This window comes from Gemmatimonadaceae bacterium, assembly GCA_036003045.1.
In the GTDB taxonomy this organism is placed as follows: Bacteria; Gemmatimonadota; Gemmatimonadetes; order Gemmatimonadales; family Gemmatimonadaceae; genus JAQBQB01.
In genome coordinates this window covers 13,483-40,375 of the sequence record DASYSS010000044.1, presented here as the reverse complement: position 1 = coordinate 40,375, position 26,893 = coordinate 13,483, and the positions used below count along the sequence as shown (strand labels likewise).

At 67.2% G+C, this 26,893-nt stretch carries 29 protein-coding genes; 20 read left to right on the top strand and 9 right to left on the bottom strand.

The features are described from left to right. The first annotated feature begins 11 nt into the window (after positions 1–11). The 10 genes from larE to VGQ44_11295 all read left to right on the top strand — a co-directional run bounded on the left by larE (position 12) and on the right by VGQ44_11295 (position 9,273). Positions 12–881: an ATP-dependent sacrificial sulfur transferase LarE gene (larE, locus tag VGQ44_11340; protein ID HEV8447412.1), complete on the top strand. Its 870-nt coding sequence runs from the start codon at positions 12–14 to the stop codon at positions 879–881. Beyond that, entirely contained in the window at positions 859–1,428 is a 570-nt protein-coding gene (gene thpR / locus VGQ44_11335) for an RNA 2',3'-cyclic phosphodiesterase (protein ID HEV8447411.1), read from the top strand. Before larE ends, thpR begins: the two co-directional genes overlap by 23 nt. 1 nt (position 1,429) lies before the next feature. Next, positions 1,430–2,083 (top strand): hypothetical protein, encoded by a 654-nt coding sequence (locus VGQ44_11330; protein HEV8447410.1) that lies wholly within the window; start codon positions 1,430–1,432, stop codon positions 2,081–2,083. Next, complete coding sequence (locus VGQ44_11325; protein HEV8447409.1) at positions 2,080–3,456, top strand: sigma-54 dependent transcriptional regulator; 1,377 nt, start codon at positions 2,080–2,082, stop codon at positions 3,454–3,456. The genes VGQ44_11330 and VGQ44_11325 overlap by 4 nt, the downstream gene beginning before the upstream one ends. Then, complete coding sequence (locus VGQ44_11320) at positions 3,456–4,031, top strand: hypothetical protein (GenBank protein HEV8447408.1); 576 nt, start codon at positions 3,456–3,458, stop codon at positions 4,029–4,031. Before VGQ44_11325 ends, VGQ44_11320 begins: the two co-directional genes overlap by 1 nt. After that, on the top strand, positions 4,028–5,527 hold the full coding sequence (locus VGQ44_11315; GenBank protein HEV8447407.1) for an aldehyde dehydrogenase family protein: 1,500 nt from the start codon (positions 4,028–4,030) through the stop codon (positions 5,525–5,527). The genes VGQ44_11320 and VGQ44_11315 overlap by 4 nt, the downstream gene beginning before the upstream one ends. An 81-nt stretch (positions 5,528–5,608) precedes the next feature. Further along, the gene (gene lepB, locus VGQ44_11310; protein HEV8447406.1) at positions 5,609–6,448 is read left to right on the top strand and encodes a signal peptidase I; all 840 of its coding nucleotides are present in this window, start codon (positions 5,609–5,611) and stop codon (positions 6,446–6,448) included. Between the two features lie 16 nt (positions 6,449–6,464). Continuing rightward, the gene (locus tag VGQ44_11305; GenBank protein ID HEV8447405.1) at positions 6,465–7,322 is read left to right on the top strand and encodes an RNA polymerase sigma factor RpoD/SigA; all 858 of its coding nucleotides are present in this window, start codon (positions 6,465–6,467) and stop codon (positions 7,320–7,322) included. A gap of 16 nt (positions 7,323–7,338) precedes the next feature. Further along, on the top strand, positions 7,339–8,763 hold the full coding sequence (locus VGQ44_11300) for an Ig-like domain-containing protein (protein ID HEV8447404.1): 1,425 nt from the start codon (positions 7,339–7,341) through the stop codon (positions 8,761–8,763). A 9-nt stretch (positions 8,764–8,772) separates the two neighbouring features. Next, positions 8,773–9,273 (top strand): YajQ family cyclic di-GMP-binding protein, encoded by a 501-nt coding sequence (locus VGQ44_11295; protein HEV8447403.1) that lies wholly within the window; start codon positions 8,773–8,775, stop codon positions 9,271–9,273. Here VGQ44_11295 and VGQ44_11290 read toward each other — a convergent pair. Continuing rightward, the gene (locus tag VGQ44_11290; protein ID HEV8447402.1) at positions 9,270–10,904 is read right to left on the bottom strand and encodes a DUF4173 domain-containing protein; all 1,635 of its coding nucleotides are present in this window, start codon (positions 10,902–10,904) and stop codon (positions 9,270–9,272) included. The two genes, VGQ44_11295 and VGQ44_11290, sit on opposite strands and share 4 nt — an antisense overlap. Before the next feature lie 173 nt (positions 10,905–11,077). Between VGQ44_11290 and rimO the strand changes: the two genes are divergently transcribed. The 5 genes from rimO to VGQ44_11265 are packed head-to-tail and all read left to right on the top strand — an operon-like array spanning position 11,078 to position 16,665. After that, the gene (gene rimO / locus VGQ44_11285) at positions 11,078–12,466 is read left to right on the top strand and encodes a 30S ribosomal protein S12 methylthiotransferase RimO (GenBank protein ID HEV8447401.1); all 1,389 of its coding nucleotides are present in this window, start codon (positions 11,078–11,080) and stop codon (positions 12,464–12,466) included. Positions 12,467–12,498: 32 nt separating this feature from the next. Further along, positions 12,499–13,749, top strand: coding sequence for a glutamate-1-semialdehyde 2,1-aminomutase (gene hemL, locus VGQ44_11280; protein ID HEV8447400.1), 1,251 nt, complete (start codon positions 12,499–12,501; stop codon positions 13,747–13,749). Next, positions 13,746–14,993 (top strand): SpoIID/LytB domain-containing protein, encoded by a 1,248-nt coding sequence (locus VGQ44_11275; protein ID HEV8447399.1) that lies wholly within the window; start codon positions 13,746–13,748, stop codon positions 14,991–14,993. The genes hemL and VGQ44_11275 overlap by 4 nt, the downstream gene beginning before the upstream one ends. Positions 14,994–15,015: 22 nt before the next feature. After that, positions 15,016–15,642: a hypothetical protein gene (locus tag VGQ44_11270; protein ID HEV8447398.1), complete on the top strand. Its 627-nt coding sequence runs from the start codon at positions 15,016–15,018 to the stop codon at positions 15,640–15,642. Between the two features lie 18 nt (positions 15,643–15,660). Continuing rightward, positions 15,661–16,665 carry a Gfo/Idh/MocA family oxidoreductase gene (locus VGQ44_11265; protein HEV8447397.1) on the top strand — a complete coding sequence of 335 codons (1,005 nt, stop codon included), beginning with the start codon at positions 15,661–15,663 and terminating at the stop codon, positions 16,663–16,665. Here the strand turns inward: VGQ44_11265 and VGQ44_11260 are convergent. From VGQ44_11260 to VGQ44_11240, 5 genes are read right to left on the bottom strand one after another with little or no spacing between them, the layout of a single operon-like run. Next, the gene (locus tag VGQ44_11260; protein ID HEV8447396.1) at positions 16,662–17,435 is read right to left on the bottom strand and encodes a 5-oxoprolinase subunit PxpA; all 774 of its coding nucleotides are present in this window, start codon (positions 17,433–17,435) and stop codon (positions 16,662–16,664) included. The two genes, VGQ44_11265 and VGQ44_11260, sit on opposite strands and share 4 nt — an antisense overlap. Further along, positions 17,432–18,448: a biotin-dependent carboxyltransferase family protein gene (locus tag VGQ44_11255; GenBank protein HEV8447395.1), complete on the bottom strand. Its 1,017-nt coding sequence runs from the start codon at positions 18,446–18,448 to the stop codon at positions 17,432–17,434. The genes VGQ44_11260 and VGQ44_11255 overlap by 4 nt, the downstream gene beginning before the upstream one ends. Continuing rightward, a complete protein-coding gene (pxpB, locus tag VGQ44_11250; GenBank protein ID HEV8447394.1) occupies positions 18,445–19,137 on the bottom strand; it encodes a 5-oxoprolinase subunit PxpB in 693 nt (230 codons plus the stop codon). Before pxpB ends, VGQ44_11255 begins: the two co-directional genes overlap by 4 nt. 1 nt (position 19,138) lies before the next feature. Beyond that, on the bottom strand, positions 19,139–20,011 hold the full coding sequence (locus VGQ44_11245) for an MBL fold metallo-hydrolase (protein HEV8447393.1): 873 nt from the start codon (positions 20,009–20,011) through the stop codon (positions 19,139–19,141). A 33-nt stretch (positions 20,012–20,044) separates the two neighbouring features. Further along, entirely contained in the window at positions 20,045–20,725 is a 681-nt protein-coding gene (locus VGQ44_11240; protein ID HEV8447392.1) for a Crp/Fnr family transcriptional regulator, read from the bottom strand. 416 nt (positions 20,726–21,141) lie between these two features. On the opposite strand from VGQ44_11240, the gene rpmE reads away from it, so the two are divergent. Genes rpmE through tmk form a run of 5 tightly spaced genes read left to right on the top strand, consistent with a single transcriptional unit; the run spans position 21,142 to position 24,373 of the window. Beyond that, positions 21,142–21,348, top strand: coding sequence for a 50S ribosomal protein L31 (gene rpmE / locus VGQ44_11235; protein ID HEV8447391.1), 207 nt, complete (start codon positions 21,142–21,144; stop codon positions 21,346–21,348). 30 nt (positions 21,349–21,378) lie between these two features. Then, positions 21,379–22,443 (top strand): peptide chain release factor 1, encoded by a 1,065-nt coding sequence (prfA, locus tag VGQ44_11230; GenBank protein HEV8447390.1) that lies wholly within the window; start codon positions 21,379–21,381, stop codon positions 22,441–22,443. Beyond that, on the top strand, positions 22,440–23,330 hold the full coding sequence (prmC, locus tag VGQ44_11225) for a peptide chain release factor N(5)-glutamine methyltransferase (protein HEV8447389.1): 891 nt from the start codon (positions 22,440–22,442) through the stop codon (positions 23,328–23,330). Before prfA ends, prmC begins: the two co-directional genes overlap by 4 nt. 21 nt (positions 23,331–23,351) lie before the next feature. Beyond that, the gene (locus VGQ44_11220) at positions 23,352–23,705 is read left to right on the top strand and encodes a YlbF family regulator (protein ID HEV8447388.1); all 354 of its coding nucleotides are present in this window, start codon (positions 23,352–23,354) and stop codon (positions 23,703–23,705) included. A 5-nt stretch (positions 23,706–23,710) separates the two neighbouring features. Continuing rightward, on the top strand, positions 23,711–24,373 hold the full coding sequence (gene tmk / locus VGQ44_11215) for a dTMP kinase (protein HEV8447387.1): 663 nt from the start codon (positions 23,711–23,713) through the stop codon (positions 24,371–24,373). A gap of 27 nt (positions 24,374–24,400) precedes the next feature. Here the strand turns inward: tmk and lolA are convergent, their stop codons facing one another. The 3 genes from lolA to VGQ44_11200 are packed head-to-tail and all read right to left on the bottom strand — an operon-like array spanning position 24,401 to position 26,893. Then, positions 24,401–25,069, bottom strand: a complete 669-nt coding sequence (lolA, locus tag VGQ44_11210) for an outer membrane lipoprotein chaperone LolA (GenBank protein HEV8447386.1) — start codon at positions 25,067–25,069, stop codon at positions 24,401–24,403. A gap of 7 nt (positions 25,070–25,076) precedes the next feature. Then, complete coding sequence (gene aroF, locus VGQ44_11205; GenBank protein HEV8447385.1) at positions 25,077–26,126, bottom strand: 3-deoxy-7-phosphoheptulonate synthase; 1,050 nt, start codon at positions 26,124–26,126, stop codon at positions 25,077–25,079. After that, positions 26,126–26,893, bottom strand: coding sequence for a ribonuclease Z (locus VGQ44_11200; protein HEV8447384.1), 768 nt, complete (start codon positions 26,891–26,893; stop codon positions 26,126–26,128). The genes aroF and VGQ44_11200 overlap by 1 nt, the downstream gene beginning before the upstream one ends.

The window sequence follows — 26,893 nt, the reverse complement described above, 5'->3', positions numbered from 1 at the left end:
ACGTTTCGCGCATGGCGGCCCCACTCAAGGAAGCTGAGCTTTCCGGCTGGCTCCGCGAACAGCGCCGGATCGCGATCGGCTACAGCGGCGGTGTCGACTCGGCGTACCTCGCCGCGGTCGCTGTCGCGGCGCTGGGCGCCGAAAACGTTCTCGCCGTCACGGGGCGGAGCGCGTCGTACCCCGAGAGCCAGTGGATCGCGGCTCGCGAAACGGCCCGCGCCATCGGCCTCGACGTTCTCGAGCTCGACACCGCCGAGGTGGACGATCCTCGCTACGCGGCGAATCCGACCAATCGCTGCTACTTCTGCAAGTCGGAGCTTTGGTCGCACGTCGTGCCGGCGGCCCGTTCTCGGGGCATCGACGTCGTTGCCGACGGCACGAACGCCGACGACCTGAGCGATCATCGCCCCGGCGCGCGCGCGGCGCGCGAATATGGGGTCGTGTCGCCGCTCGCCATGTTCGGGCTGACGAAGGCGGAGATACGCGAGCGCTCGCGCATCCTGGGGCTGCCGACGTCGGAACAGCCGTCGTCACCCTGCCTCTCGTCCCGCATTCCCTACGGTACGCCGGTCACGGTCGGAAGACTCCGGCGTGTGGAACGGGCGGAGGCCTCGTTGCGAGATCTCGGAGTCGCGGGGGACCTTCGAGTCCGTCATTTCGGAGAGCTCGCCCGCGTCGAGCTGACAGCCGCAGAACGTGAGCGATGGAGCAACGACGAACGCCGCGGTCTTCTCGAGCGCGCGCTGATCGAGGCCGGGTACGAACGCGTGGAGATCGACCCTCGCGGTTTCCGCTCGGGCGCGCTCAACGAGCTCGCGTCGATCGGGGGGGGGCGAACGCACAACTCGGACGCCGCGAGTGCGCCTGTTTCTGGCGATTAATCTGCCGATCGACGTCCGCCGCGAGATCGTGGCGGCGACGGGGCCGATGCGCGACTGTGCCCCCGAGCTCGGATGGGTCGACGAAACGAGACTGCACCTCACGCTCAAATTCCTCGACGATCAGCCGCCGGAGACCGCGGCGGCGGTGCGAGACGCCACCTCGCGGGTGGCCACGCGGCACCGCGAGTTGATGATGCACCTGGGGGGCATCGGGGCGTTCCCGAACTTTCGGCGGTTGCGAGTCGTATGGATGGGAGTGGAACAGGATCCCCGGCTCGAGTTGCTGCACAACGACATCGAGGTGGCGTGCGAGGCGCTCGGCTTCGCGGTCGAGGGGCGTCCCTTTCGCCCGCACCTCACGCTAGCGCGCGTGAAGCACCCGTTGCCGGAAGAACGCGCGCGCGCCTTGACCGATGCGGCGCGCGGCGTGGACTACGGAGTCGACGTCGCGGTGCAGTCCCTCGACCTCATGCAGAGCGAGTTGGGGGGAGGGCCGAGCGGCTCCAAGTATTCGACCGTCGCATCGGCACCGCTTCGGAGCGACTGACATGGGATGCATCACGAGACTCGGCTGTCTGTTCGTGCTCCTCATCGTGGCGATCGGCGCTTGGCTCACGCGCGATCGGTGGCTGACTCGGCTCGAGCAGCGCGCCAGTCACGCGCCCCGCGCGGCGGCCGTCGCGACCGAACGCTGGGAGCCGTTGTCCGACGCCGCCGCCGACACGACGCGGGGCGCGCTCAAGCGGCTCGGCGAACCTCGAGGTCAAGTCTTCGAGTCCGTGTCGCCGGCTGCGCTGGCGTCGTACGTGTACCAGCAGGTCGCGAAGCGAATGCCGACCGTCGCGGACAGCGTCGAAGCGATGGCGAACGGAGACAAGCTCTCGTTGCGCGCCGTTGTCTCGGTCTCGGATCTGGGGGGCGCGATCGGCGACGCCGTCGGCATCGTGCACGATCGAGAGAGGGTTGAGCTTACCGGAACGCTGAGCGTCTTGAAGCCCGGCACCGCCGTATTCGACGTCTCCGACGCGAGGATCCACGGCCTGCCGATTCCCAAGGGCATGATCGCCACGCTCATCGATCGGATCCAACCGGTGCGCCAGCCGGGGGTGTCGCCGAACGCGCTCCCGTTGCCGATCCCCCGCTACATAGGTGACATTCGAGTGGCGAGCAGCAAGATCACCTTGTACAAGACGGTGCAATGAGCATTGCGCGGCGCATCCTGATTGTCGACGACGAGCAGGGGATTCGCGCGACACTCGGCCAGTTGCTCGAGTTCGAGGGCTACGAGGTGCGCGCCGTCGCCAACGCCGTCGACGGGATCACGGAGTACCAGAAGCAGCGCCCCGATCTCGTCTTCCTCGACGTGAAGATGGCGGGCATCGACGGGGTCGAGGCCCTCAAGAAGATCAAGGAGCACGATCCGAGCGCCATCGTCGTGATGATCAGCGGCCATGCGACGATCCAGACGGCGGTCGAAGCGACGCAGCTCGGCGCCTACGACATCCTCGAGAAGCCGCTGGACACGGATCGCATTCTCGTCACGCTGCGGAACGCGCTCCAGCACCTGGATCTCCACGAGGAAAACGCGCGGCTCCGCGAAACGATCCAGTCTCGCTACGAGATCGTCGGCCGGTCGTACGGCATCCGCCTCGTGATCGACAAGATCGACCGTGTGGCGAAGACGCCGGCCCGCGTGCTGGTCACGGGCGAGAACGGCACCGGCAAGGAGCTCGTCGCGCGCGCGATCCACGCGCAATCGACGCGGGCCGACGGGCCGTTCGTCGAGGTCAACTGCGCGGCGATCCCGAGCGAGTTGATCGAGAGCGAGTTGTTCGGTCACATGAAGGGCTCGTTCACCGGCGCCGTTGCCGATCGCGCCGGCAAGTTCGAGCAAGCCCACACCGGCACGCTCTTCCTCGACGAAGTCGGCGACATGAGCCTGGCCGCGCAGGCGAAAGTGCTTCGTGTCCTGCAAGACGGCGTCGTGACGCGAATCGGCGGCGCCAAGCCGACCGAGGTTGACGTCCGCGTCCTCGCGGCGACGAACAAGAACCTCGAGGCGGAAATCGCCGAACAGCGTTTTCGCGAAGACCTGTTCTATCGTTTGAACGTGGTTCCGATCCACGTTCCTCCTCTGCGCGAGCGGAGAGAGGATATTCCGCTGCTCGTCGCGCACTTCGTCAACGTACTGACGAAGCGCGAAGGGGTCGCGGCGCGGACCGTTTCGCCCGACGCGGTGGAGCGCCTCGCGAAACTGGATTGGCCCGGCAACGTGCGTGAGCTCCGCAACACGATCGAGCGGCTGCTCATTCTCGCGGCCGGACCGCGCGTCACCGCCGACGACGTCGGGCGGCTCGGCGGCGGGCACGACGCCGATCAAACGGGCCTTGGCTCGCTGCTCGACTGCAAGACGTTCGAGGAGTTCAAGCACGCCGCGGAGCGGGCGTTTCTGCTCGCCAAATTACGTGAATACGATTGGAACGTGTCCGAGACGGCCCGCGGGCTCGACATGCCGCGCTCGAACCTGTACAAGAAGATCGAGCGCTACGGCCTCACCAGAGAGAGCGTCACCTGATGCCTGATCGTGACTGGGAGAAAGAGCTCGCCAAGATCGACAAGCAGTTGGCGTCGCTGCCTGATGAAGCGCTCATGCCGGCCGCGCCGGACAAGCAAGCGAAAGGGGCGGCGGTCCCGGCGCGCGGCGGACGGCCGGCGGCTTCGGCGCCCGCGGAATCAAAATCGACGACGTCGTTCGGTGTATTCGCCCGGCTCACGCTCGCGCTCGCGGTCGGAATCGCCATGGCCTTTTGGCCGTATCCGTCGCGATGCGGGGTGGGACTCATCGGGTATCTCGGCGCCGTCGGCGTGATGACGGCCGGTGGTGTGTGGGCATCGATCTGGACGTGGCGTCATCGCGCGAGCCGCGCTCACCTCGTGTCGCTCGCCATCACGGTATGGGGCGTGCTCCTCGGCTCCCTGGAGATTTTGCCTCGTATCGGCTATGCGTATCCCACCGACAAGCATCCCGCGGGCTGGTCATGTTCAGCCGTTCCAACCAAACCACAGCCGGCGCCGGTGCAGCCCGCGCCAACATCACCCGCGCCCTCTCCGACGACAGCGAAGCCTCCGGCCCCAACTACGAAACCATGAAAACGTTCGACAACTTCATCGGCGGCAAGTGGGTGCCGCCGGTGAGCGGTGAATATTTCGCGAACCAGAATCCGGCCGACGCGCGCGACACGATCGGCCGATTTCCCATGTCCGGCTCGGCCGACGTCGACCTGGCCGTCGAGTCCGCGAAGCGCGGATTCGAGGAGTGGCGGCATACACCCGCGCCCGCGCGCGGCGACGTGCTGCGTCGCGTCGGCGACATCTTGTCGGCGCGCAAGGAAGACATCGCCGATCTGATGACGCGCGAGATGGGCAAGCCCCTCGCCGAGACGCGGGGTGACGTGCAAGAAGGAATCGACACCGCGTACTACGCGTCGAGCGAAGGACGGCGGCTGTTCGGGCACACCGTGCCGAGCGAGTTGCGCAACAAGTGGGCGATGAGCTTTCGCCGTCCGATCGGCATCGCGGGGATCGTGACGCCGTTCAACTTCCCGCTCGCCATTCCGACGTGGAAGATGTTCCCCGCGCTCGTCTGCGGAAACGCCTGCGTCTTCAAGCCGGCCGAAGATGTGCCGCACACCGGCCACGTACTCGTCGAGGTTCTGCTCGAGGCCGGACTGCCGCCCGAAGTGATCCAGCTCGTGCACGGCGTGGGGGAGGCGGCCGGCGCGGCGATCGTGAACCATCCGTCCATTCCCGTCATCTCATTTACGGGATCGACGGACACGGGACGCGTGGTCGGCGAGGTCTGCGGCCGCATGCACAAGCGCCTTTCGCTCGAGATGGGCGGCAAGAATGCCATGATCGTGCTCGACGACGCCGATTTGGATCTGGCGCTCGAAGGCGTGCTCTGGGGCGCCTTCGGCACGACCGGACAGCGCTGCACGGCGACGAGCCGCCTCATCGTGCAGGATGGCGTGCACGACGAATTCGTGAGCCGACTCGTCCAACGCGCTCGCGCGATGAAGCTCGGCGATGGACGAAAGCCGGGCACCGACGTCGGGCCGCTCATCAATCAGGACTCGGTCGCCAAGGTCGAGCGTTACATCGACATCGGACAAAAGGAGGGCGCCGACCTGTTGTGTGGTGGCCGCCGTCCCGACGGGTCCGCGCTCGATCACGGCTACTTCTTCGAGCCGACGATCTTCGCGCGCGTGCGCGCTGGCATGCGTTTGGAGCAGGAAGAAATCTTCGGACCGGTGTTGTCGGTGATTCGCGTCCGCACGCCGGACGAGGCGTTCGTCGTCAACAATGACGTTCGGTATGGCCTGTCGTCTTCCGTCTATACTCGCGACGTGAACGTCGCGATGCGCGCGATGAACGAGCTCGACACCGGAATTACGTACATCAACGCGCCGACGATCGGGGCCGAGGCACATCTTCCGTTCGGCGGCGTAAAACAGACGGGGAACGGCCACCGGGAAGGCGGGTGGGAAGTGTATGAGTTCTTCTCGGAAACAAAGGTTGGTTATCTGGATTTCTCGGGTGCGCTGCAGCGGGCGCAGATCGACAACTACCTTGGAACCCCGGATTGATCTCGTGGATGCCCTAGCCGAGTCCGATGCTGGGCGTTATTTCACACCCGCATCTCCGGCAGAGAGCGCAGTGAGCATTGGATGAGTCTCAACGAGCAGGCGTCGCCGTCACCGAAACAGGAATCCCCCGCCGTGGAAGCGGCGGGCACCACGGCCGCGTCCGCCACGTCGCGCTCGATCTCCGAACAGCAGAAGTCGGATGCGCTCCGCGATCTGAACCGGAAGCGCTCCGGATTGGACTTCCTCGGCGAGTGGGCCAAGATCTTTCTCGTCTCCGTGCTGTTGTTCGTCGTGATCCGCACGTTTCTCGTCGAGGCGTTCAAGATTCCGAGCGGAAGCATGGAGAACACGCTGCAGATCGGCGATTTTCTTCTCGTCAACAAGCTGGTCTACGGCGCCGACGTGCCGTTTACGCACAAACGGCTGCCTCGACTTCGGGATCCGGAGCGCGGCGACGTGATAGTGTTCAATTACCCCGGCGATGTGACGAAGTATTTCGTCAAGCGCCTGGAGGGTGTGCCCGGCGACACAGTCGAGATGAGAGACGGGACACTGATCCGCAACAGCCACGTCGTGAGCGAGCGGTACGTCGAGCATACCGAGCCGGATATCGATCCTCAGCAGGACGAATTTCGGTGGCAGCGCGATTATCTTGTCAAAACCGCCGCGGCGGCGGGTGTGGCATACCGCCCGTCGCGAAACAATTGGGGTCCGTTGGTCGTCCCAGAAGGGAACTACCTGGCGCTCGGCGACAACCGGGACAACTCATACGACAGCCGATATTGGGGCTGGGTCGCCGATTCGTTGATCAAGGGTCAGCCGTTCGTGATCTACTACAGTTATGCGCCCGACTCCTCGGAACACAGCTTGGCTTGGCTCACGCGCATCCGCTGGTCGCGGCTCGGTGAGCGGATCCGATAGATTGCCTCGACAACGCATGGCTGCTACCGGCAACAAGAAATCGTCGTACGAAGAGGGATCGCTCGACCAATACCTCCGCGACATCAGCGTGTACCCGCTGATCTCGCGCGATGAGGAGGTCCGCCTCGCGCAATCCATTCGCGACGGCAGCCAGGAGTCGCTCGACAAGCTCGTGCGCTCCAACCTCCGGTTCGTCGTGTCGGTCGCGAAGAAGTATCAGAACCAGGGCGTCTCGCTCTCCGATCTGATCAACGAGGGCAACCTCGGCCTCATCCGCGCCGCGCACAAATTCGACGAGACGAAAGGCATCAAGTTCATCTCGTATGCGGTCTGGTGGATCCGGCAGGCGATCCTGCAGGCGCTCGCCGAGCAGTCGCGCATCGTGCGCGTGCCGCTCAACAGGGCGGGGACGCTCCACCGCATCGGCAAGCGGGCCAACGCGCTGCTCCAGGAGCTGGGCCGCGACCCGACGCACGAAGAGATCGCGCACGGCATGGACATCACGGAGGAAGAGGTCGCCAAGACCATGGCGATCTCGCAGACGCATCTCTCGCTCGATGCGCCGCTCACTCCGGGTGAAGACAACAAGCTTCTCGACTACCTCCCCGACACGCTCAATCCGACGCCCGACGAGCAGACCTTCGAAAAGGCCCTCACCGAGTCGATCGAGGAAGCGCTGTCGCACCTCAAGGAGCGCGAGTCGAAGATCCTCCGGCTCTACTTCGGACTCGACGGCAGCGAGCCGATGACGCTCGAGGAGATCGGCGCGCTGCTCGGCATCACGCGCGAGCGCGTCCGCCAGATCAAGGAAAAGGCGCTCTCCCGGCTGCGCCACGTGAGCCGCGCGCGTGCGTTGGAGTCCTACCTCGGCTGACCTTGGGCGCCGCGCGATGAGCGCGGCGCTCGGCGTAGTGGTCTGCGGCTACCTGTCAGCCTGCGGTTCGTCCGCCACGACGGACACGCATCCCTCGCCTCCATCAGGATCGGCCGCGAGCATCGTCGTGAATCCGACGCCAATACTCGTCGGGGTCGGCGGGTCGGCGCAGACACAAGCCCACGTGCTGGACGCGTCGAACAAGCCGGTTTCGGGCGCGACGCCGACGTTTCAATCGTCCGACCAGTCGATCGCGAGCGTGAACGCGAATGGTGTCGTGACCGGGCTCCACGCCGGGGCCGCGACGATCACGGCGTCGTACGGCGGCGTGACGGGCAGCACGAGGGCGACCGTCGTCACGCCGACCTCGATCAGCGGACGTGTGGTCGCGATCGACGGCGGCTCGGTCGCTGGTCTCGTGGCCGGCGTCGAGAGCGGCGCCGGCGCGAACGTCCAGGATTTCACCGGGTCGCTCGACGCAACGGGATCGTTTCAGATCGCGGCGCCACTCACGTTCGGGGCGACCGACTCGATGAGCGTTCTCGTGGACGTAGCGAGTGGAGCACGGCGCTATCACCCGACGTTGGCGCTCGTCTCGACGAGTAAGGCTTCGACCGCCGCGCTGCGCCCGATGCTCGTTCCCAAGACGTCCGTCTTTTCGACGCCGGCGTACCCGTCGTCGGCGGTGGACGTGAGTCTCGCGCAGGCGTTTCAGCGCGTGTGCACCGACGACACGAACGCGAACTGCAACAGCTTCTTCCCACAGCTCTGGAAGGCCGCGGTCGTTCTGTGGAGCGACGCCGACCTCCCCGTCCCGCTCGCGTTCAACACGCAGCTCACGACGTCGCCGATCACCGCGACCGACTCGATCAACCTGTGGAGCATCATCGCCGAGATGCAGAACGAGCTGGGACGCCAGCTGTTCGTTCCCGCGACGCTGTCGTCGCTGCCGGCGCAGGACGTGAACGGCTACTCGCGCAAGGCCGTGCTGGTGTGGGTGGACAACACGCTCACCGGCTTCGCCGGTTACACGAATTGGATTTGGGACGGCAGCCTCAACATGCTCTCCGCCAAGACGCGCGTGACGACCAACGCCGCGCTGGCGAGCCGCAGTCTGATGAAGCACGAGCTGCTGCACGCGCTGGGGTTCCACCACACGTGCGCGTGGACGACCGTGATGGGCGGCTACGGCTGCGGATCCGCGCAGTCGGTGACGAAGTCGGACGCGGCCGCGTTTTCCCTCGGCTATCAGACCCGACGAACGATCCTCTCGGCCGGACCGACGACCACGCTCGGTGACGCGCTGCGCGGGGAACAACTTCGCGAAACGGGCATCGTCGCCGCGCGGACGGGAATCCCGGGCGTGATTCCGATCGCGTCGGCCGCGCCGAAGCAGGTCTTTTTCGGCGGGCGGCTGGTCTCCGCGGACGGCGCGCCGTAGCGTTCCCGCATGCCCCAACCAGCCTCGTTCGACGTCACGACCGGCGTCGACCTCCAGGAAGTCGACAACGCCGTGAATCAGGCGCAAAAAGAGATCGCCCAGCGCTACGACTTCAAAGGCTCGAGCGCGGCGATCGAGTTCAAACGCGCCGAAGCGCTCCTCGGCCTCGTGGCCGACAGCGACTTCCAGATGCGCGCGCTATTGGAGATCGTGCAATCGAAGCTCATCAAGCGCGGCGTGTCGGTGAAGAATCTCGACGTCGGCGAGATCAAGCAAGCGGGCGGCGACACGGTGCGGCGCGAGATCAAGCTCAAGACGTCGCTCGACTCCGACACCGCCAAGAAAGTGGCCGCGGCGATCAAGGACGCGAAGCTCAAGAAGGTGCAGGCGGCCATTCAGGGCGATCAGGTGCGCGTCACCTCGCCGTCCAAGGACGAGCTGCAGACGGCGATCGCATTGCTGCGCTCGAAAGATTTCGGGGTCGAGCTCAAGTTCGGCAACTACCGCTAGTGCGGATCGGCGGGCGCGCACCCGTCGTTCGCGAAGTTCTGCAACTCGGCGCTGTGCGCGTCGAACGCGCGAAACGCGACCGCGTCGTCGGCATTCCAGTACCGCCAACCGCCTGTCCGCTCCGCATGCCGGCGCGGCCCTGACTGCGGGCCCCAGCGGCCGACGAGGATCCTTGCGGCCAAGCATCGGTGCACGATCGCCGGATTCGGCGTCGCTCCCGTGGGGTTCGCGACGTTGGCGTTGACCACCGCGTCGACCGCGGCGGGCATGCCGCCCCCGCCAAGCGTGGCCAGATGCTCGAGGTCGAGCGCGGGTTCGGTTCCGGGCGCCACACGCGTCGCACGCGACACGTTCACGCCGGCGACGATTGCGTCGGGGTCGACGACGTTCAGCGCGGCGAGGAAGGTCAGCGCCGAGAGAACCGCGCCGCCGGCGAACGGCCGTCCCCAATCGCGGAGCACCGTGATCGCCAGCCACACGATGACGGTCGCGAGCCAGAGCATGAACACGGCCGGGTAGAAGCGCTCGGTCGTGAGTCCGTAGTAGTGCACGTACATCTTCATGCGCAGCATCGCCGAGACGATGATGGCCCCGAGCAGCGCGACGACCGGCAGTGACAGCAGCGTGTGCCGCCGCGCGAGGGTGCGTCCCCCCGCCGGCGCGAGCGCGGCGCGGGTGCCGACGAGAATCGGGACGACGAGCGTCACGACCCAGACCATCTGGAAGAATCCCTGACGCGCGTAGCTCGCGGCGGTGAGACCGGTTCTCGCCTGGAGGAACTTCTCGCCGCCGAACAGCCAGCCGATCTGCGACGCGACGAACGCGGCAAAGAGGACGGACAGCGTGCCGAGGGCGGCGGTGATGTCGGCGGCGCCGAGTTGAATCGGGAGCGACGCCGTGGAGCGGCGCGGTGTCACGTTCTCGGCCAGGCTCCCGCGCGCCCAACCGGCGACGACCCACGCGAAGAAGCCGGTGACGACGACGTGCGACGCAATGGTGGCGAAGTCGAACGGAATGTTTATCCAGCTCGCGAAGATGGGGTCGGCGTCTCTCAGAAGCGCCCCGAAGATGAGCAGCGCGGCGCCGGCGATGAGCGCCGGCCGCACGAAGGCGCGAAAGTGCGAGAGAGCTTTCCCGCCCGATTCGCTGGTGAGCGCCTCGCGGAACGTGAGCGGAAGGACGCCGAACGCGACGTTCGCTGCCGCGTCGATCCCGGTGAGCAGCGTATCTCGCAGGCGCCGCGCGAAGAGAGCGGCTCCAGGATCGCGGACGGAGATCGCGGCCATTCCCAGCGAGAAGAGCATGGCGAGGAAGTCGAACGCCTGCAGCGTTCCCGAATTCCGCCAGGCGAGCCCGAGGGAGAACATCACCGCGGCCGAGAGCCAGAGGAACGCTTGGCGCGACGGAGCATGCCGGGCGCGAGCGAAGAGCACGGCGGCATTGACGGCCAGGAACGTGATCCACATGGCGAGTCCGACGCCGCCCGGCCCGTCGTGCATCAGGGCGTCGGCCGACGCGCCGAGGAGAACCGCGGTGGTCAGGGTCGTGCGCGCGACGGACGGCGAGAGGGCGGGGGCGGGTGTCCGCGCGGCCGATACCCCGCTCGCCGCGCCATAAAGAGGTGATGTCATGGCAAGTACTTTATGTTGCAAAGTACGGTCCCGCAAGACTCAGTTCTTTGCCTCCCCAGCGACCGATTAAAGCCACGCCGCCCCGACTGTAGATTTCCGGGCGCCCGCGGGATCTCCAGCTTCGGTGGGCGACCATCCGTCATTCCCGTTTCCCCCTCCCCGCGCCACGCTCGATGAAGGTTTCGGTCATCACTCTCGGTTGCGACAAGAACACCGTGGACAGCGAGCGTTACGTCGCGCAGCTCGCCGACCACGGCGCGACCTACACGAGCGACCTCGACGACGCCGACGTCGTGCTCGTCAACACGTGCGGGTTCATCGACGCGGCGAAAAAGGAATCGATCGACGCGATGGTCGAGGCGGGGCGGCTCAAGGATCGCGGGTCGTGCAAGGCGGTGGTCGGGGTCGGCTGCATGGTCGAGCGCCACAAGGACGAGCTGCTCTCGGCCCTGCCGGAAATCGATCTGTTCCTCGGCTCGTCCGAAATGGACCGCCTGGTTCCGGAGCTCACCGAGCGGGGTTTGCTGGCCGCGGACGACGTTCCGGTTCCGCATCCCGGTGTCCGGCAGTTCGTAGCCGGGTTGCCGCACGTGCGCTACCTCAAGGTCAGCGAAGGGTGCGACCACGGGTGCGCGTTCTGCGCGATTCCGCTGATGCGAGGCAAACACCGCTCGTTCGCGCTCGACGACATCGTCCGCGAAGCGCAGCTGCTCGAGGCGCAGGGGGCGCGAGAGGTGAACCTCGTTGCCCAGGATCTGGCGCACTACGGTCGCGACGTCCGCGACAGAAAAGTTGGTCTCGCCGACGTGCTCACCGCGCTCGTTCGAGAGACGTCGATCCCGTGGATCCGGATGCTCTACATCTATTCGGCGGGGCTCACTCCGGCCGTTCTCGAGCTGATGGCGACCGAGTCGCGGATCGTGCCGTACCTCGACATGCCGATCCAGCACGGAGCGGACGGCGTCCTGGCGCGCATGCGCCGGCCCGAGCGACAGCGTACGGTGCGCGCTCGCGTCGACGCGGTGCGCGCCACCGTTCCCGACGTCGCCATTCGCACGACGTGCATCGTCGGCTTTCCCGGCGAGACCGAGGAAGAGTACGCAACGCTGCTCGAGTTCCTCGAAGAGCTGCAGTTCGACCGCGTCGGCGCGTTCGCCTACTCCGCCCAAGAAGGCACGCGCGCCGCGGAAATGGAAGACGACGTCCCCGAAGCGGTCAAGCTCGAGCGTCTCGAACGGTTGAACGAAACGCAGCGACTGATCACGTCGGAGCGGTACGAGCAGCGCCTCGGATGTACGGTGCGCGCGATCGTCGATCGAGTGGATGACGACGGCGTGCAGGCCCGCGTGCTCTGGCAGGCCGATGACATCGACGGCGTCACCAGGCTCGCGGGAGCGAACAAGGTCGCCCCGGGGTCATTCGTCGACGTCGAGCTCGATGGAGTAGTCGACGACGTCGATTTTTCGGCGAGGCTCGTGAGCGTCGTGTCGGCGCCGCCGGCGAAGGCGCGCCGCGTGCGCGCGCTGCCGATGCTCGGTTCGGTCGGAAGCTACGGTCGGTGAGCGGCGGCTCACGCGGGAAAGGGGCGGGAATCATGCGCCGGGCGCGCGAGCTGTTTCCCGGCGGAGTGAACTCGCCGGTGCGCGCGTTCCGCGGCGTGGGCGGCGATCCGTTCGTCGTCGAGCGCGGGGAGGGCGCGCGCATCTGGGACGCCGATGGCAAGGAGTACATCGACTACGTCCTGTCGTGGGGTCCGCTCGTATTGGGCCACGCGCCGCCGGTCGTTTTAGAGGCGGTGAGCGAGGCGATGCGTCGCGGCACGAGTTTCGGAATTCCGACCGAAGCCGAGGTCGAGCTGGCCGAACTGGTGACCGAGCGGATGCCGCACGTCGAGATGCTCCGGTTCGTCTCGAGCGGCACCGAAGCCACGATGAGCGCGATCCGTCTCGCGCGCGCCGCGACGGGCCGCGAGGTCATCCTCAAGTTCGACGGGTGCTACCACGGTCATGGCGACTCATTTCTCGTCCGCGCCGGGTCGGGCGTCGCGACGCTGGGACTGCCCAACTCACCCGGTGTGCCGGAGTCGCTCGCGGCTCTCACAGTCGTCGCGCCGTTCAACGACCTCACCGCCGTCGAAGCGCTGCTCGCCCGAAATTCGGTCGCGGCGATCATCGTGGAGCCGGTCGTCGGCAACGCAGGGTTCATCGCGCCCGATCCCGCCTTTCTCGCCGGACTGCGCAAGCTGGCCGACGTCCACGGCGCGTTGCTCGTGTTCGACGAAGTGATGACGGGATTCCGCGTGGCGTTTGGCGGCGCGCGAGAACGCTTCGGCATCACCGCCGACCTCACGACGCTCGGCAAGGTCATCGGCGGAGGATTCCCTGTCGCGGCGTACGGAGGGCGACGCGATCTGATGCGCCAGATCGCGCCCGATGGTCCGGTCTACCAGGCGGGAACGTTGTCCGGGAACCCCGTGGCGATGGCGGCGGGAATCGCGACGCTCGACGCGCTCACCGAAAACCTCCACGACGCCATCGTCAGGCAGACCGATCGCCTCGTGCTCGGTCTGCGCGGAATCGCCGCGCGCCGGAGGGTTCCGTTCACCGCCGACAGCGCCGGGACAATGTGGGGATTCTTCTTTCGCGACGAGCCGGTGCGTTCGTTCGCCGACGCCAAGACGAGCGACGTCGAGCGATTCGGACGTTTCTTTCACGCCGCGCTCGAACGGGGCGTCTACCTCGCGCCCTCGGCCTTCGAGGCCGCGTTCATGTCGTCCGCCCACACGGATGAGGTAGTCGACCAAACGCTCGATCGCCTCGACGCCGCGATGGCAACGGTGGCATGACCATCTGGACGGCGCTCGCCGCTGCCACGCTCTGCGCAATCGCGTCGCCGGGCCATTCAGGTGAAGCGGGGCCTCCGCCGCCTCAAAAGTCCGAGACGCTCATTCGCGTTCTGCTATCGGGGGGGGGCCGCGCGGCCTCGGCGCGCGTGTCGTCCCCTTCGGGGTTCAATCTGCTCGGCAGCGGCGGCAGCCTGATGGCTCGGGGCAACGCGGGCGCCGCCTGGCGGATCGAACGCGACGGGCGCCGCGTTCGCGCCGTGCGTCCGGACGGCGTTCCAACCGTGTGGGCCGAAGGATCGATCCGAGCGCAGCCGGTCGGGTCGGGCCTGATGGCGCTCGACGGGTCACCGTACCGCGGGGATCTGGTGTTCACCGGATCGGACAGCGGGCTCGCCGAGATCAACGCGCTGTCGATCGAGGATTATTTGCTCGGGGTCGTTCCGCAGGAGATGGGCGAGCGCCCGCCAGGCGACTCGGCGGCGGTGCAAGCGCAGGCCGTCACGGCGCGGAGCTACGCGTACATCCATCTCGCGCCGTCGCGCGCGTACGACGTCACGAGCGGCGTCCTGGATCAGGTGTACGGCGGCGTCGCCGCCGAGACGGCGGTCGGATCGCAGGCGGTGGAGTCGACGCGCTGGATCGTCGTGATGTACGCCGGCAGAGTGGTGAACGCGCCGTACCACTCGGCGTGCGGCGGATCTACGGCCGCGGCGTCGGAGATCTGGCGAACGAACGACGAACCGTATCTTCGGGCGGTGAGCGACCGTATTCCTGGAACGAACCGCTTCTATTGCGACGGTGCGCCGCGATTCGCGTGGACCCGTGCCTTCGACGCCACGACACTGAACGCGGCGGTCGCCCAGTACCTCGCGACCTACGCGAGCGTGCCGGGCAGGAAGCCGGGGGCCGTGCGAGACATTTCGATCGCTTCACACACGCCGTCGGGGCGGGTCGGGACGCTCACGGTGTCGACGGAGCGGGGGAACTTCGTGCTGCGCGGCAACGACATTCGGTTCGTACTCCGCAAACCCGGTGGCGAGATTCTGGAGAGCACCTATTTTTCCGTCGCAACGGCGCCGGCGCCCGACGGCTCGCTCGCGCGTCTCACGCTCCACGGGATGGGCTATGGGCATGGTGTCGGCATGTGTCAGTGGGGCGCGATCGGGCGCGCGCGCGCCGGCCAGGATTTTCGCGAGATTCTCCAGGCCTACTATCCAGGCACGACGATCGGGCCTGCGCCGTAGCGCCGCCGCGGCTGCGTTCTCGGTGCTCGCGGTCGGCGCGAACCCCTGCATCGCGCGATCTCAGGGCGCCGGGGGTGGTTCGCTCATTAACCTCGACCGACTCCAGATCATTTCGCTCGGCGCGTCGATCGGCCGGGTGCTGCCGTCGCAGGTGGAACCGGCGACCGTCTACGCCACGCAGGCCGAATACGGCCCGATCGGCCAGCATTGGCATCTCAACTTTTCGGTGAGCTACTGGGAGTCCCGTTATCGGGACGCGGTGGTACGGGAGTTCGTGGACGCGATCGACAAGAACCTCACGGACACGTCGGCGCGGGTTCAACCGTCGCGCATCGACGTGTTCGACGTGACGTTCGGCGGCGACATGCGGTACACGCCGGTCTCGAGCAACGTTCTCAAGCCATTCGCGGGCTTCGGCGTTGCGGCGCACGTGATCAACGTCGAGGGGAAGTTGATCAAGGGAACGTTCGTCGAGCGGAACCTCGACGACATCGGCTTCGGCGTGTATGCCACCACGGGGCTCGGCATCCGCATCTCGCGCTCGATCGGCGTCGAAGCCAACGTGCGCGCCGACCTCGTGGGTGGGCTGCGCTCGGTGCAGGCTCGCGCCGGCGGCACGTATTACTTTGGTCGCATCCGTGGCATGTAAGAGGCCTCAGAGCGACCGATGAAGGAACCCGTTCGAATCGGAGTGGTCGGCGCGGGCGCAATCGCGCAGCTCGCGCATCTGCCGGTCCTGGCGAAGATGCGGGGGACGCAGCTCGTCGCCCTGTGCGACAACGACCGTCCCAAAGCGCGCGCGCTCGCCGACCGCTTCGGCGTGCCCGACGTGTACACCGACATCGAGGATCTGCTGGAGCAGGACGCCCTCGACGCGGTCGTCATCGCGACGCCCAACCATCTCCACGAGCCGCACGCCTTGAGCGCGCTCGCGTCGGGCAAGCACGTGCTCTGCGAACGCCCGCTGGCGCTGCACTCGCGCGGCGTGGACCGAATTCTCGCCGCGGCGACGCGCGCCGACCGGGTCGTCGCCGTGGCGAACAACCACCGCTATCGCACCGACGTCCAAACGCTCGCGCGGTTCATCAACGGCGGTGAGCTCGGCCGGATCGTAGGCGTTCGCGCCGGAGCCTTTCGCGGGAAGCGTCCCCCCGATGGCTGGCGATTTCGGCGGGCCGAGGCCGGTGGGGGCGCGTTTCTCGAGCACGGGGTTCCGCTGCTCGACCTCGCGCTCTGGCTGGCCGAGAACCCGGAGCCCGTTCGAGTCACCGCGCACATGGAGCGCGGACGCGGCGCCGGCGCCGTGGAGGACGCACTTCTGGCGCAGCTCGAGTGCGCCGCCGGAATCGCGTTTCTCTTCGATGTGTCGTCGGCGTACGTCGGCGAAGAAGAGCGTTGGTGGTTCGAGGTCCTCGGCACCCGCGGCAGCGCGCGTCTCGCTCCGCTGCGCGTAGTCAAAGAACTGAACGGGCGGGCGACGGATGTGTCGCCCAGCGGCGCCGCCAGTCGCGACAGCGCATTCATCCAATCCTATCGCGCGGAGTTGGCGCACTTCGTCGCGGTCGTCAACGGCGAGACCGCGTTCGACCCGCCGACCGACCAGGTCGTACTGCACAAGATCGTCGAAGCGATCTACAAAGCAGCCGACGAAGGGAAGGAGTACCGCTTCTAGGGCGCCGCGCGCCCGGGCGCGCGCACGGCGATGTGCTCGGACTCGAACGCCGACCGGAGTCGCTGCGCGAATTCGGCGGCGTGCGGCCCGTCGCCGTGGATGCAGATCGTGTCGGCGCGAAGTGAGACCTCGCTCCCGTCCACGGCGCGCACGCGACCTTCCTTCACCATCCGAATGGCGCGGCGTACGGCGTCGTCGGCGTCGTGGACGTGCGCGTCGGGGCGTTTGCGCGACACGAGAGATCCGTCGGGCATGTAGTTGCGATCGGCGAACGCTTCGCACGCCACGCGAAGTCCCGCCTTCTCGCCTTCGGTCACGAGATGGCTGCCGGGCAGGCCGAACATGACCAGTCCGCGGTCGACGTCGGCGATCGCGCGCGCGATGGCCGACGCGAGCTCGCGATTCACCGCCGCCATGTTGTAGAGCGCGCCGTGAGCCTTGACGTGTTGAAGCTCGACCCTGGCGGCGCGCGCGAACCCCATCAGCGCGCCGACCTGGTAGACGACGAGGTCGTACGCCTCGCCCGGCGTGACGTCCATCGGCCGGCGGCCGAAGCCGATGAGGTCTTGAAACCCGGGGTGCGCGCCGACCGCCACGCCGCGCTCCTTCGCGCGTGCGATCGTGGATCGCATCACCGCGGGATCGCCGCCGTGATACCCGCACGCGACGTTCGCCGAGGTGATGAAGGGAAAGACCGCGTCGTCGGCGCCGATCGTGTACGCGCCGAAGCTCTCGCCCATGTCGCAGTTGAGATCTACCTGCAGGCTCATGTCGTGTCGCCGCCCTTGGAGAAACGAAACGCGAGACCGACCTTCATCTGTGCCAGCTCGTGCTCGCGCTCAAGGTACAGCCCCTGGGCTTCGTCGAGCGAGACGGCAACGAATTGCACGTGGTCTCCGGGCTTGAGCTGGCCCATGAGCGGAAGATCCACCGACGCGACTTCACCGATGCGCGGATAACCGCCCGTGGTTTGTCCGTCGGCCATGAGCACGATCGGCGCCCCGCCCGGCGGAAGTTGCACCGTGCCGAAGGTGACCGCTTCCGACAACATCTCGACGCGCTCGCGCAGTCGGAGTTGCGGACCCTCGAGGCGATAGCCCATGCGATCCGAGCTTGCCGACACGCGAAACCGGGCGCCGAACAGCGCGGTACGCGACTCCGCGTCGAGCGCTTCCGTGTGAGCGCCCGGAACGAGTCGCACGATCGGCTCCGCCGAGTAGGGAGGTCGCAGCGTGACTCCGGCATACCATCGCGCGAGCCCCAGCCCACCCTCGCCGTCGTGTAACGATCCGGCGATTCGGCGGGCGAGCTTGGATGACTCGCCAACGCGAATCTCGTCGCCGTCGCGCAACGCTCGGCCGTCCATGCCGCCGAACGCGCCGCGCAAGTAGGTGGAGCGGCTCTCGAAGACCGGCGGCACGTCCACGCCTCCCGCGAAGGCGATGTAGGCGCGGCATCCGTTTTCGGGGCGGCCGAAGCGCAGCGTGCTGCGCGCGGGCGCGAGCACCGGTCGCCAACGGCCGATCGGCGTCGAGTCGATCGTCGCGGTCAGATCCGCGCCGCCGACCGCGATCAGCGTCGGCGCATCGAACTCGATCGCCGGGCCGATGAGCGTCGCCTCCAGTCCCGCGGCGCCCTCCTCGTTGCCGACGAGCAGGTTCGCGAGGCGGAGAGCCATCGTGTCCATCGCGCCGCCGACCGGCACTGCGTGGCGCTGCGCGCGCGCGCGGCCGAGGTCCTGTACAGTCGTCTGAAGCCCGCCGCTCACGACTCGCGCGCTCACGTCGGCCAGTTCCGGAATTCGGTCTCCGTGATGGCGCGGAAGCGAACGCGATCGCCTGTCGCCAAGAGCGCGGGCTCTTCGCGCGCGATGTCGAAGATTGCGAGCGGCGTCCTGCCGATGAGGTTCCAACCGCCGGGTGAATCGAGCGGGTATACGCCCGTCTGACTTCCGCCGATGCCCACCGTTCCGGCCGGTACGACGGTGCGCGGGGTTGTCCGCCGCGGCGTCGCGAGCTTCGGCGACAGGCCGCCCAAGTACGCGAAGCCGGGCATGAAGCCGATCATGTACACGAGGTAGTCGCCACTCGTGTGGATGCGCACGACCTCCTCGGCGCTCATCTCGTGGCCTCGTGCGACGTCGTCGAGGTCGGGGCCGAGCGATCCGCCGTAGTGCACGGGAATGTCGACCACGCGTGCCGGCGGAGGCTTCTCCGCCGTCAGCCCGTCGAGCGCGGTCGTCAGCTCGTCGACGACGCGCGCGTAGGGTGTCTTCGACGTACCTCGAGCCGCGACGACCGGATCGTAATGAACCGCGATGCTCGTGAACGCCGGCACTTGGTCGACGAATCCCGCCGGCGGACGCTGGTCGATGCGCACGGACGCGCTGCGCACGAGGCGGCGCGTCGTTTCATCGATCGTCGCGCCGAGTGTGATCATGACGGCGCGGTCGCCCAGCGGGGTGAAGCGCACGTTACACCGAAAGCGTCATTCCTTCGGCCGACGCGGTCACGCGCAGTGACACCCCGCGCTGCGCGACCGTCGCGCGGCACGACGCGAGGCGCTCGTCGAGGTCGTCGTCGTGGCGCTCTGGCTTGTGGTGAAAGAGCACCAGCTCGTGCACACCGCTGTCGAGCGCGAGCTCGAGCGCGTCGTCGTACGTCGAATGTCCCCACCCGCGGTGGCGCTCGTACTCCTCGGGCGTGTACGTCGCGTCATGAATGAGGACCGAGGCGCCGCGCACGAAGTCGACGAGGCGGTCCCGCCAGCCGGGGTCGTCGCCGTAGCTCGCGTGGGGAGCGAGCTCGTTGTCCGAGACGTGGACGAAGGTCCGGCCGCCCGGGGCGGTGTCGGTCACGCGATACGCGATCGCGCCGCCCGGATGATGGAGCGCGAACGCGGCGATCGAGTATCCGTCGCCAACGTGCGGGTCATCGGCCAGTTCGGCGAACTCCACGCGCGCCGGCAGCGAGTCGAACGTCACGGGGAAGACGACGGGGGACATCTGGTCGCGGAGGACGCGGCCGACGTTTGCGCGCAGCGACGTCGCGCCCCAGATCGTGAATTGGTTGCCGCGCTCGAAGATCGGCGCGAAGAAGGGAATGCCCTGGATGTGATCCCAGTGCGCGTGCGTGAGGAAAATATCGGCCGTGATCGGCGAACCGTTGGCGCCGTCGACGAGCGACTGTCCGAGCTCGCGCATTCCCGTTCCCGCGTCGATGATCACCAGCGCTCCGGTGCCGGTTCGGACCTCGACGCACGATGTATTGCCGCCGTAGCGCACCGTGTGTGGGCCCGGCGTCGGCACGGAGCCGCGCGTCCCCCAGAAACGCAGGTGCAACGTCATGACCGTACGGTGGTCCGGGCCGGTGCGACGCGGCTAGAGCTTGGCTTGTGCGCGAGCCTCGAGCGCCGGACGATCCGCCAGCGTGATGCGCCGGCGTTCGACGGTCACCCAGTTCGCGTCCTGGAAGTCCTTCATCGCGCGCGACACCGTCTCGCGGCTCGCGCCGATCATCTGCGCGATCGTCTGATGCGTCAGCGGCTTGTCGATCGTGTCGCTCCCCATCTCTTCGGCGAGATCGAGCAGCAATCGTGCGATGCGGCCGGGAACGTCCAAGAGCACGAGCCCGCCGATCTTCTCGTCCGCGCGACGGAGACGCCGCGACAGCTCGGTGAGCAGCGCCCACGCAACCGCCGGCGACGACTCGACACGTTTCCGAAAGTCCTCGCGCCGGAGCACGAGCAGATGGGCGTCGTCCATCGCGATGACGTGCGCCGAGCGCGGCCGGTCGTCGATGAGGGACAGCTCGCCAAAATGCTCGCCAACACCGAGCACGCCAAGAATGACCTCTCGCCCGTCCTCACCGATGAGGACGACCTTGACGCGTCCCTGGCGCACGACGAACAGCGAGTCGCCGGGGTCGTTTTCGAATAGAATGACGCTGCCGCGCGGATAGAACCGCTCGCGCGTCAGGTCGGCAAACCGTTGGAGCTCGGTTCGATCGAGCCCATTGAACAACTGCACCGTCGCGAGAAAGTCTACGGTCGTCGTGGTCACGGTCTGGGCATGTGGGCTGAGGAACTTGGCGAAGTTAGTACCTTCGGGGCGGAGTTCCAAACAGTGGGGAACTGCCGACTGCGCGGCTGACGAGGGCGCGACTGCCGACGGTCGCATCTCCCGAACTGCGCGGTTGCCGAATGACGAAACACCTTATGGCGGGCCGGCGCGAAACGCGCCGCTTGGCAGGTGCGCGCTTCGCGCCGCTCGGCAGTCGCGCCCTCGGCAGGTGCGCCTCCGTCACCTGCGCCGGTCGTCAGCTGCGTAGTCCGCAGTTAACCCGCTCGCATTACCTGCCTTAACCCTCTATATTTATCAGGCTACAACTGACCGGATCCGTTCGTGACTGAAGGCTGCCGGGCACGTCCGTGTCTCGCGCTTCGGCCCATCGAGGTTCCACTGAGCGAGAGTCGTAAATGAAAGCCGATATCCATCCCGAATACGCCACGGCGACCGTCAAGTGCGCCTGCGGCAATACGTTCCTCACGCGGTCGACCCAGGCCGAGATTCACACCGACGTCTGCTCGCAGTGCCACCCGTTCTTCACGGGTAAGCAGCGTCTGGTCGACACCGCCGGCCGCGTCGAGCGCTTCCGACAGAAGTTCGCGAAGCAGTCGAGCTGAGGCTCGGTTCGTCTGGCGCTCCGCGATCGATTGGCGGCCGCCCTCGCTCGCGCGAAGGAGGTCGAGAGCGCGCTCGCCAATCCCGGCGCGCTAAACCCCGGGCAATTTGCCGAGCTGGGGCGTGAACATCGACGGCTAATGCCGATCGTCGAAATGGGCGCGCAGTTCGACCGCGCCCAGGACGAGCTCGCGCAAGCGCGCGAGCTCGTCTCGACTGACGACCCTGACCTCGCGGCCGAAGCGCGCGCCGAAGTCGATCGAGTCGAACCACGCATCGCCGAGCTCGAGGCATCGCTCACGCGCGCGCTGCTGCCGCGAGACCCGCTCGACGAACGCAATGCGATCGTCGAAATTCGGGCCGGCACGGGCGGCGACGAAGCCGCGCTCTTCGCCGCCGACCTGTACCGCATGTACGTTCGCTTCTGCGAGCGGCGCGGTTGGAAGCTCGAGACCATGTCGCTCTCCGACGGCGCGCTCGGCGGGGCGAAGGAAGTCGTATTCAAGGTTTCGGGTGAGGGCCCCTACGGCGAGCTGCGCCGCGAATCCGGCGTCCATCGCGTGCAGCGCGTTCCGGCGACCGAGAGCCAAGGCCGCATTCACACGTCGGCGGCGACCGTCGCCGTGCTTCCCGAAGCCGAGGAAGTCGACGTCAAGATCGAAGACAAGGACCTTCGCATCGACGTCTTCCGGGCATCGGGTCCCGGCGGCCAGAGCGTGAACACGACCGATTCGGCTGTCCGCATCACGCATCTGCCGAGCGGGCTCGTAGTGAGCCAACAAGACCAGAAGTCGCAGCTTCAGAACAAGCTGAAAGCGATGGAAGTGTTGCGCGCGCGGCTGCTCGACCTGCGCGTAGCGCAGCAGGAGGCCGAGCGCGCGCGTATGCGGCGCACGCAGGTCGGCACCGGCGACCGGTCGGCGAAGATCCGCACGTACAACTTTCCGCAGAGCCGTGTGACCGACCACCGCATCGGCTGGACGACGCACGACCTTCAGGGGTTCATGGACGGCGAGATCGCGCCGGTCGTCGAAGCGCTGAAGCTTGCGGACGTCGAGGAGCAACTCGGTGGCAACGGCGACGGAACGAGCGCATGACGGCTGACGGACCGACCAAAGCGCGCACGGTCGCACGGTTGGCCGAGGAGCTCGCCCGAGCGCTCGACGCGTGCGGTGTCGCCGAGCCGGTATCCGAGTCGCGGGAGATCGTCTCCGCGTTGTTCGACGTGCCGCGGTTCTGGTCGCTGACGAACGGTCATGTCGAGGTCGATGATCACGTACGCGCGCGGGCCGGGCTCGCCGTCGAGCGACGTGCGAGAGGGGCGCCGTTCGCTTACGCCGTCGGGCGGGCAAACTTCCGCCACCTGACGCTCGAGGTCGACGAGCGCGTTTTGATCCCGCGGGTCGAGACCGAGCATCTCGTCGATCTGGTGTTGGAGGAGATGGAGGGGGAGCAGGAGCGCGGCGGCGTCGCGATCGACGTTGGAACGGGGTCGGGATGCATCGCGCTCGCGCTGGCGACCGAGGGGCGCTTCGCCCGCGTCTACGGCACCGACATCTCTCTGGACGCGCTCGCCGTCGCACACACGAACGTCGCGTCGGCACGGCGGTCGCTGCGCGCGCCGGTCCATCTGGTTCACGGGTCGCTGCTTGGTCCGCTGCTCGACGTTCGGTGCCGGGTCGTCGTGTCGAATCCGCCCTACATCGCGCTCAGCGAGGCCGACCTGTTGCCGGCGAGCGTTCGGAATTGGGAACCTGCGGCGGCGCTGTACAGTGGACGAGACGGACTCGCGGCTACGGCCCGGCTTGTGCGCCAAGCGGCTTCGGTGCTCGAGCCCGACGGCTTGTTCGCCATCGAGGTGGACGCGCGTCGCGCGTCGTTGGCCGCGGAGCTGGTGGCCGGCGAGCGACGGTTTCACGATGTGCGGGTTGAACTCGATCTCGCGGGCCGCGAGCGCTTCGTGCTCGCCCGGCGACTCGACTAACTCTCCCCTTCCGAGGGAGCGATGATCGAAGACAAAGCCAAGGATCTGGGTCGGTTGATCGGGCAGAGCAACGAGTACAAGGAAGTCAAACGGGCCGGCGACTCGTTGAACGACGACCAGGACACGGTCGTGCTGCTCCAGAAGATGGAGCAGCTTCGCATCGACGCGCAGCGGTTGCTCGCGCGCGGCGAACGTCCCACCGACGCGATGGAAAAGGAGCTCGACGTCCTCCTCGGCCAGATTCAAGGCCGCGCGACCTACCAGCGACTGCTCGTCGCGCAGGAGAACTTCGACAAGACGATGGCGCGCGTGAACGACTGGATTCTCGAAGGCCTCGAGAAGGGCGCAGCGAGCCCAATCATCACGCTCAGCTGAGAACGATGTCTCGCGGCCTGCTCATCGTTTTCGAGGGAACTGAGGGCGCGGGCAAGACCACACAGCTCAAGCGGCTGTGCGACTGGATCGTCGCGCGTGGCCGCGACGTCGTCGCGGTGCGCGAGCCCGGCGGAACGGCTTTGGGAGACGAGATCCGGCGCGTGCTGCTCGATCCTGCATCGGACGTCGCGCCGCGGGCCGAGGCACTGCTCTTCATGGCGTCGCGCGCGCAACTCGTCGACCGAGAGATCCGGCCGGCATTGGAACGCGGTGCCGTCGTGCTCCTCGACCGCTTTTTCTTGTCGACGTACGCCTATCAGGGGAGAGGACGTGGCATCCCCGAGACCGCGATCCGGGCGGCCAACGGGATGGCGACGGGATTACTCGTCCCCGATTTGACCCTCCTGCTTTCGCTGCCGACAGAAGACGGGCTCACGCGAGCGATGGAGCGCGGCGGTCACGACCGCATGGAAGGCGCGGACCTGGAGTTCCACGATCGGGTGGCCCACGCCTTTGCCGATTTCGCGACGCCCACCTGGCAGTCGGCGCACGCCGAGTGCGGACCGATCGTCCGGGTCGACGCGCGCGGGACAGAGCGCGAGGTGTTCGCGCGCATCCTGACCGTGCTCGTAGAGCGTTGGCCGGAGGAGTTCGCGACGACCGTCTGAGGCGATCGTCGCGTGTCGAACGAAGCGCTACTCGGGCTTCGTTTGATCGACGATCTTCGTACCGGCTGGCATGGAGAAGGCGAACAGCGAGCGGGACACTTGCGCGTTCGGCTCGAGCGTCGTGAGGTGCACGTGGCGCGAGATCCCGGTCGACTCGGTGATGTCGAATTCTCGAATCAACGCGTCGTCGTCGTCGACCCACACGGTTGCTTTGGTGAACGGCGCGCTCACGCCCGCCTTGGGCACAAGAAAGAGCCCGCGCGCGGCGTGGCCGTCCACGGTTTTTCCCGGGGCGGCGGTGATGTCGTACTTCGTGCGCGGCGAATCGAGAAAGGCGCCCGTCAAATCGATCGGCGTCGAGCTGCGATCGGTGGCCGAACGCTTGATGACCTGACCTGGGGCCGAGCTTGGCAAATACACCCAGACCGCCTTGCCGTCGGACACGATCGCGTCCGACGCGGGCTGCGTGAATCGAATCGACAGCAGGTTCGGCCGCTCCTGCGCGTACTCACCGCGAGCAGTGGCGGTGGAGCTCGTGAGCTGGTTCGTCACTGTCTGCTCGAAGGTGCCGCGCACGGTCTTGATCTTCGCCCAAGCCTGAACGGCACGATCGATCGTGGCGTCCACCGGTTGGGCGCGCAGCGCCGGTGCGGCGCCGACCAGAGCGAGAGTTGCCGCGACGAGTGGGAATCGCATGAGTGTCCTACACGCCGGCCGTCGCGGGCGTTCCAGCCGCAGCCACCGAGCGCCCAATTGCGGCCCCAATGGCACGGAGCTCTGTGACCAACCTCGCAAACTGTTCCGGATAGAGGGACTGTGCCCCGTCGGACAGCGCGCGGTCCGGGGTCGGATGCACCTCGACGATGACGCCGTCGGCCCCGGCCGCGATCGCGGCGCGCGCCATCGGAGTCACCTTGTCGCGCAATCCGGTGCCGTGGCTCGGGTCGGCGATCATCGGCAAATGCGACAACCGCTGCACGAGCGGAATCGCCGTGAGGTCGAACAGGTTGCGCGTCATCGTATCGAAGCTGCGAATTCCGCGCTCGCAGAGGATCACCTGTCCGTTGCCTTCGGCCAGGATGTATTCGGCGCTCATCAACAGCTCGGTGATCGTCGCGGCGATGCCGCGCTTGAGGAGCACCGGCTTGTTGAGTCGACCGACGGCGCGGAGCAGGGAATAGTTTTGCATGTTGCGCGCGCCGATCTGAATGCAATCTCCGTACTCGGCCACGAGGTGGGCGCCCTCTTCGTCGAGCGCCTCGGTCACCACTGGCAACCCGGTTTCGCGCCGCGCGAGCGCCAGCAGCTCGAGTCCCTTCTTGCCGAGTCCTTGAAAGGCATAGGGGGAGCTGCGCGGCTTGAACGCGCCGCCGCGCAGCGCGGTCGCTCCCGCGGCGCGCACGGCGTGAGCCGCGGCGATGATCTGGTCCTCGGACTCCACCGAACATGGGCCGGCGATGATCTGCACGTCGTTGCCGCCGAACGTGACGCCGGGCGCGATCGTGACGAGCGTGTTCTCCTCGCGCCATTCTCGCGAGACCTGCTTGTACGGTTTGCTGACGTGAATGATCTCGGCGACGCCCGGCAGCGCCTCGACTCGCGAGCTGTCGACGCGGCCGTCGTTGCCGACGAGACCGATGGCGATGCGCGTCTCGCCCGGCATCGGCCGGGCCGAGTAGCCCATCTCCTCGATGGTCTTCACGACGCGGTCGATCTGCTCCTGCGTCGCGTGGTTCTGCATCACGACCAGCATTACTCGTCCTCGAAGTCGAAGTACCATCCGTCGCGCGCCAGCGTGACGGGTCCCGCGAAGCGCGCGCCGACGAGCGCGCGGACGTCGACCCGCTCGACCGGCGGGTAAAAATGCGTCAGCGCCAAGTGCTTCGGCGCCGCGCCCGCGGCGAGCTCGCCGCACTGCTCCGGCGTCAGGTGTTCGGGAATGTGCATGCCGGTCGGCAGCGAACACTCGCAAACCAGCAGGTCGCACCCGCGGGCCCAGGCGGCAAGCGCCTCGGACGGCCCGGTGTCGCCCGTGTAGACGATCCGTCGCCCCTTGCGCTCCATGGAATATGCCACGCTCTCGGGCGTGTGGGGAACGGGATGGCACGTGAGGCGCAGGCCGCCCGGGAGCGCGAACGTGTCCGACGGCCCGATCTCGCGAATCATGAGTGGAAATCCCGGGGCCGTGACCCACTCGCCGTATGCCGCCGCGAGACGCGTGACCAGATCGGCGGTTCCCACCGGCCCAATGATGTCCACCGGCGTCGATCGCGTCGGCAGGAAGCCGTACTTCCACGCGAAGATCAAGGATGGAAGATCGCCGTGGTGGTCGATGTGAAAATGCGAAATCGCGACGTGCGTAATGGTCTGCCACGACGGGCCGAGCTCGGCGAGCCGGCGCGTGATGCCGCTGCCGCAGTCGACGAGAAGGCGGACGTCGGCCGTCTCGAGGAGATAGCCGGAGCAACTGCGCGCCGGCGACAGCGAGATGGTTCCGGTGCCCAGCGTGGTGAATCGCAC

Coding starts and splice junctions, on each gene's coding strand:
- VGQ44_11245 (HEV8447393.1), bottom strand. CDS start 20,011: ATGACGTTGCACCTGCGTTTCTGGGGGACGCGCGGCTCCGTGCCGACG.
- rimO (HEV8447401.1), top strand. CDS start 11,078: ATGAAGGTTTCGGTCATCACTCTCGGTTGCGACAAGAACACCGTGGAC.
- VGQ44_11295 (HEV8447403.1), top strand. CDS start 8,773: ATGCCCCAACCAGCCTCGTTCGACGTCACGACCGGCGTCGACCTCCAG.
- VGQ44_11220 (HEV8447388.1), top strand. CDS start 23,352: ATGATCGAAGACAAAGCCAAGGATCTGGGTCGGTTGATCGGGCAGAGC.
- rpmE (HEV8447391.1), top strand. CDS start 21,142: ATGAAAGCCGATATCCATCCCGAATACGCCACGGCGACCGTCAAGTGC.
- larE (HEV8447412.1), top strand. CDS start 12: ATGGCGGCCCCACTCAAGGAAGCTGAGCTTTCCGGCTGGCTCCGCGAA.
- VGQ44_11320 (HEV8447408.1), top strand. CDS start 3,456: ATGCCTGATCGTGACTGGGAGAAAGAGCTCGCCAAGATCGACAAGCAG.
- lolA (HEV8447386.1), bottom strand. CDS start 25,069: ATGCGATTCCCACTCGTCGCGGCAACTCTCGCTCTGGTCGGCGCCGCA.
- VGQ44_11315 (HEV8447407.1), top strand. CDS start 4,028: ATGAAAACGTTCGACAACTTCATCGGCGGCAAGTGGGTGCCGCCGGTG.
- VGQ44_11300 (HEV8447404.1), top strand. CDS start 7,339: ATGAGCGCGGCGCTCGGCGTAGTGGTCTGCGGCTACCTGTCAGCCTGC.
- VGQ44_11325 (HEV8447409.1), top strand. CDS start 2,080: ATGAGCATTGCGCGGCGCATCCTGATTGTCGACGACGAGCAGGGGATT.
- VGQ44_11330 (HEV8447410.1), top strand. CDS start 1,430: ATGGGATGCATCACGAGACTCGGCTGTCTGTTCGTGCTCCTCATCGTG.
- VGQ44_11265 (HEV8447397.1), top strand. CDS start 15,661: ATGAAGGAACCCGTTCGAATCGGAGTGGTCGGCGCGGGCGCAATCGCG.
- VGQ44_11260 (HEV8447396.1), bottom strand. CDS start 17,435: ATGAGCCTGCAGGTAGATCTCAACTGCGACATGGGCGAGAGCTTCGGC.
- prmC (HEV8447389.1), top strand. CDS start 22,440: ATGACGGCTGACGGACCGACCAAAGCGCGCACGGTCGCACGGTTGGCC.
- VGQ44_11305 (HEV8447405.1), top strand. CDS start 6,465: ATGGCTGCTACCGGCAACAAGAAATCGTCGTACGAAGAGGGATCGCTC.
- VGQ44_11290 (HEV8447402.1), bottom strand. CDS start 10,904: ATGACATCACCTCTTTATGGCGCGGCGAGCGGGGTATCGGCCGCGCGG.
- hemL (HEV8447400.1), top strand. CDS start 12,499: ATGCGCCGGGCGCGCGAGCTGTTTCCCGGCGGAGTGAACTCGCCGGTG.
- lepB (HEV8447406.1), top strand. CDS start 5,609: ATGAGTCTCAACGAGCAGGCGTCGCCGTCACCGAAACAGGAATCCCCC.
- tmk (HEV8447387.1), top strand. CDS start 23,711: ATGTCTCGCGGCCTGCTCATCGTTTTCGAGGGAACTGAGGGCGCGGGC.
- aroF (HEV8447385.1), bottom strand. CDS start 26,126: ATGCTGGTCGTGATGCAGAACCACGCGACGCAGGAGCAGATCGACCGC.
- VGQ44_11275 (HEV8447399.1), top strand. CDS start 13,746: ATGACCATCTGGACGGCGCTCGCCGCTGCCACGCTCTGCGCAATCGCG.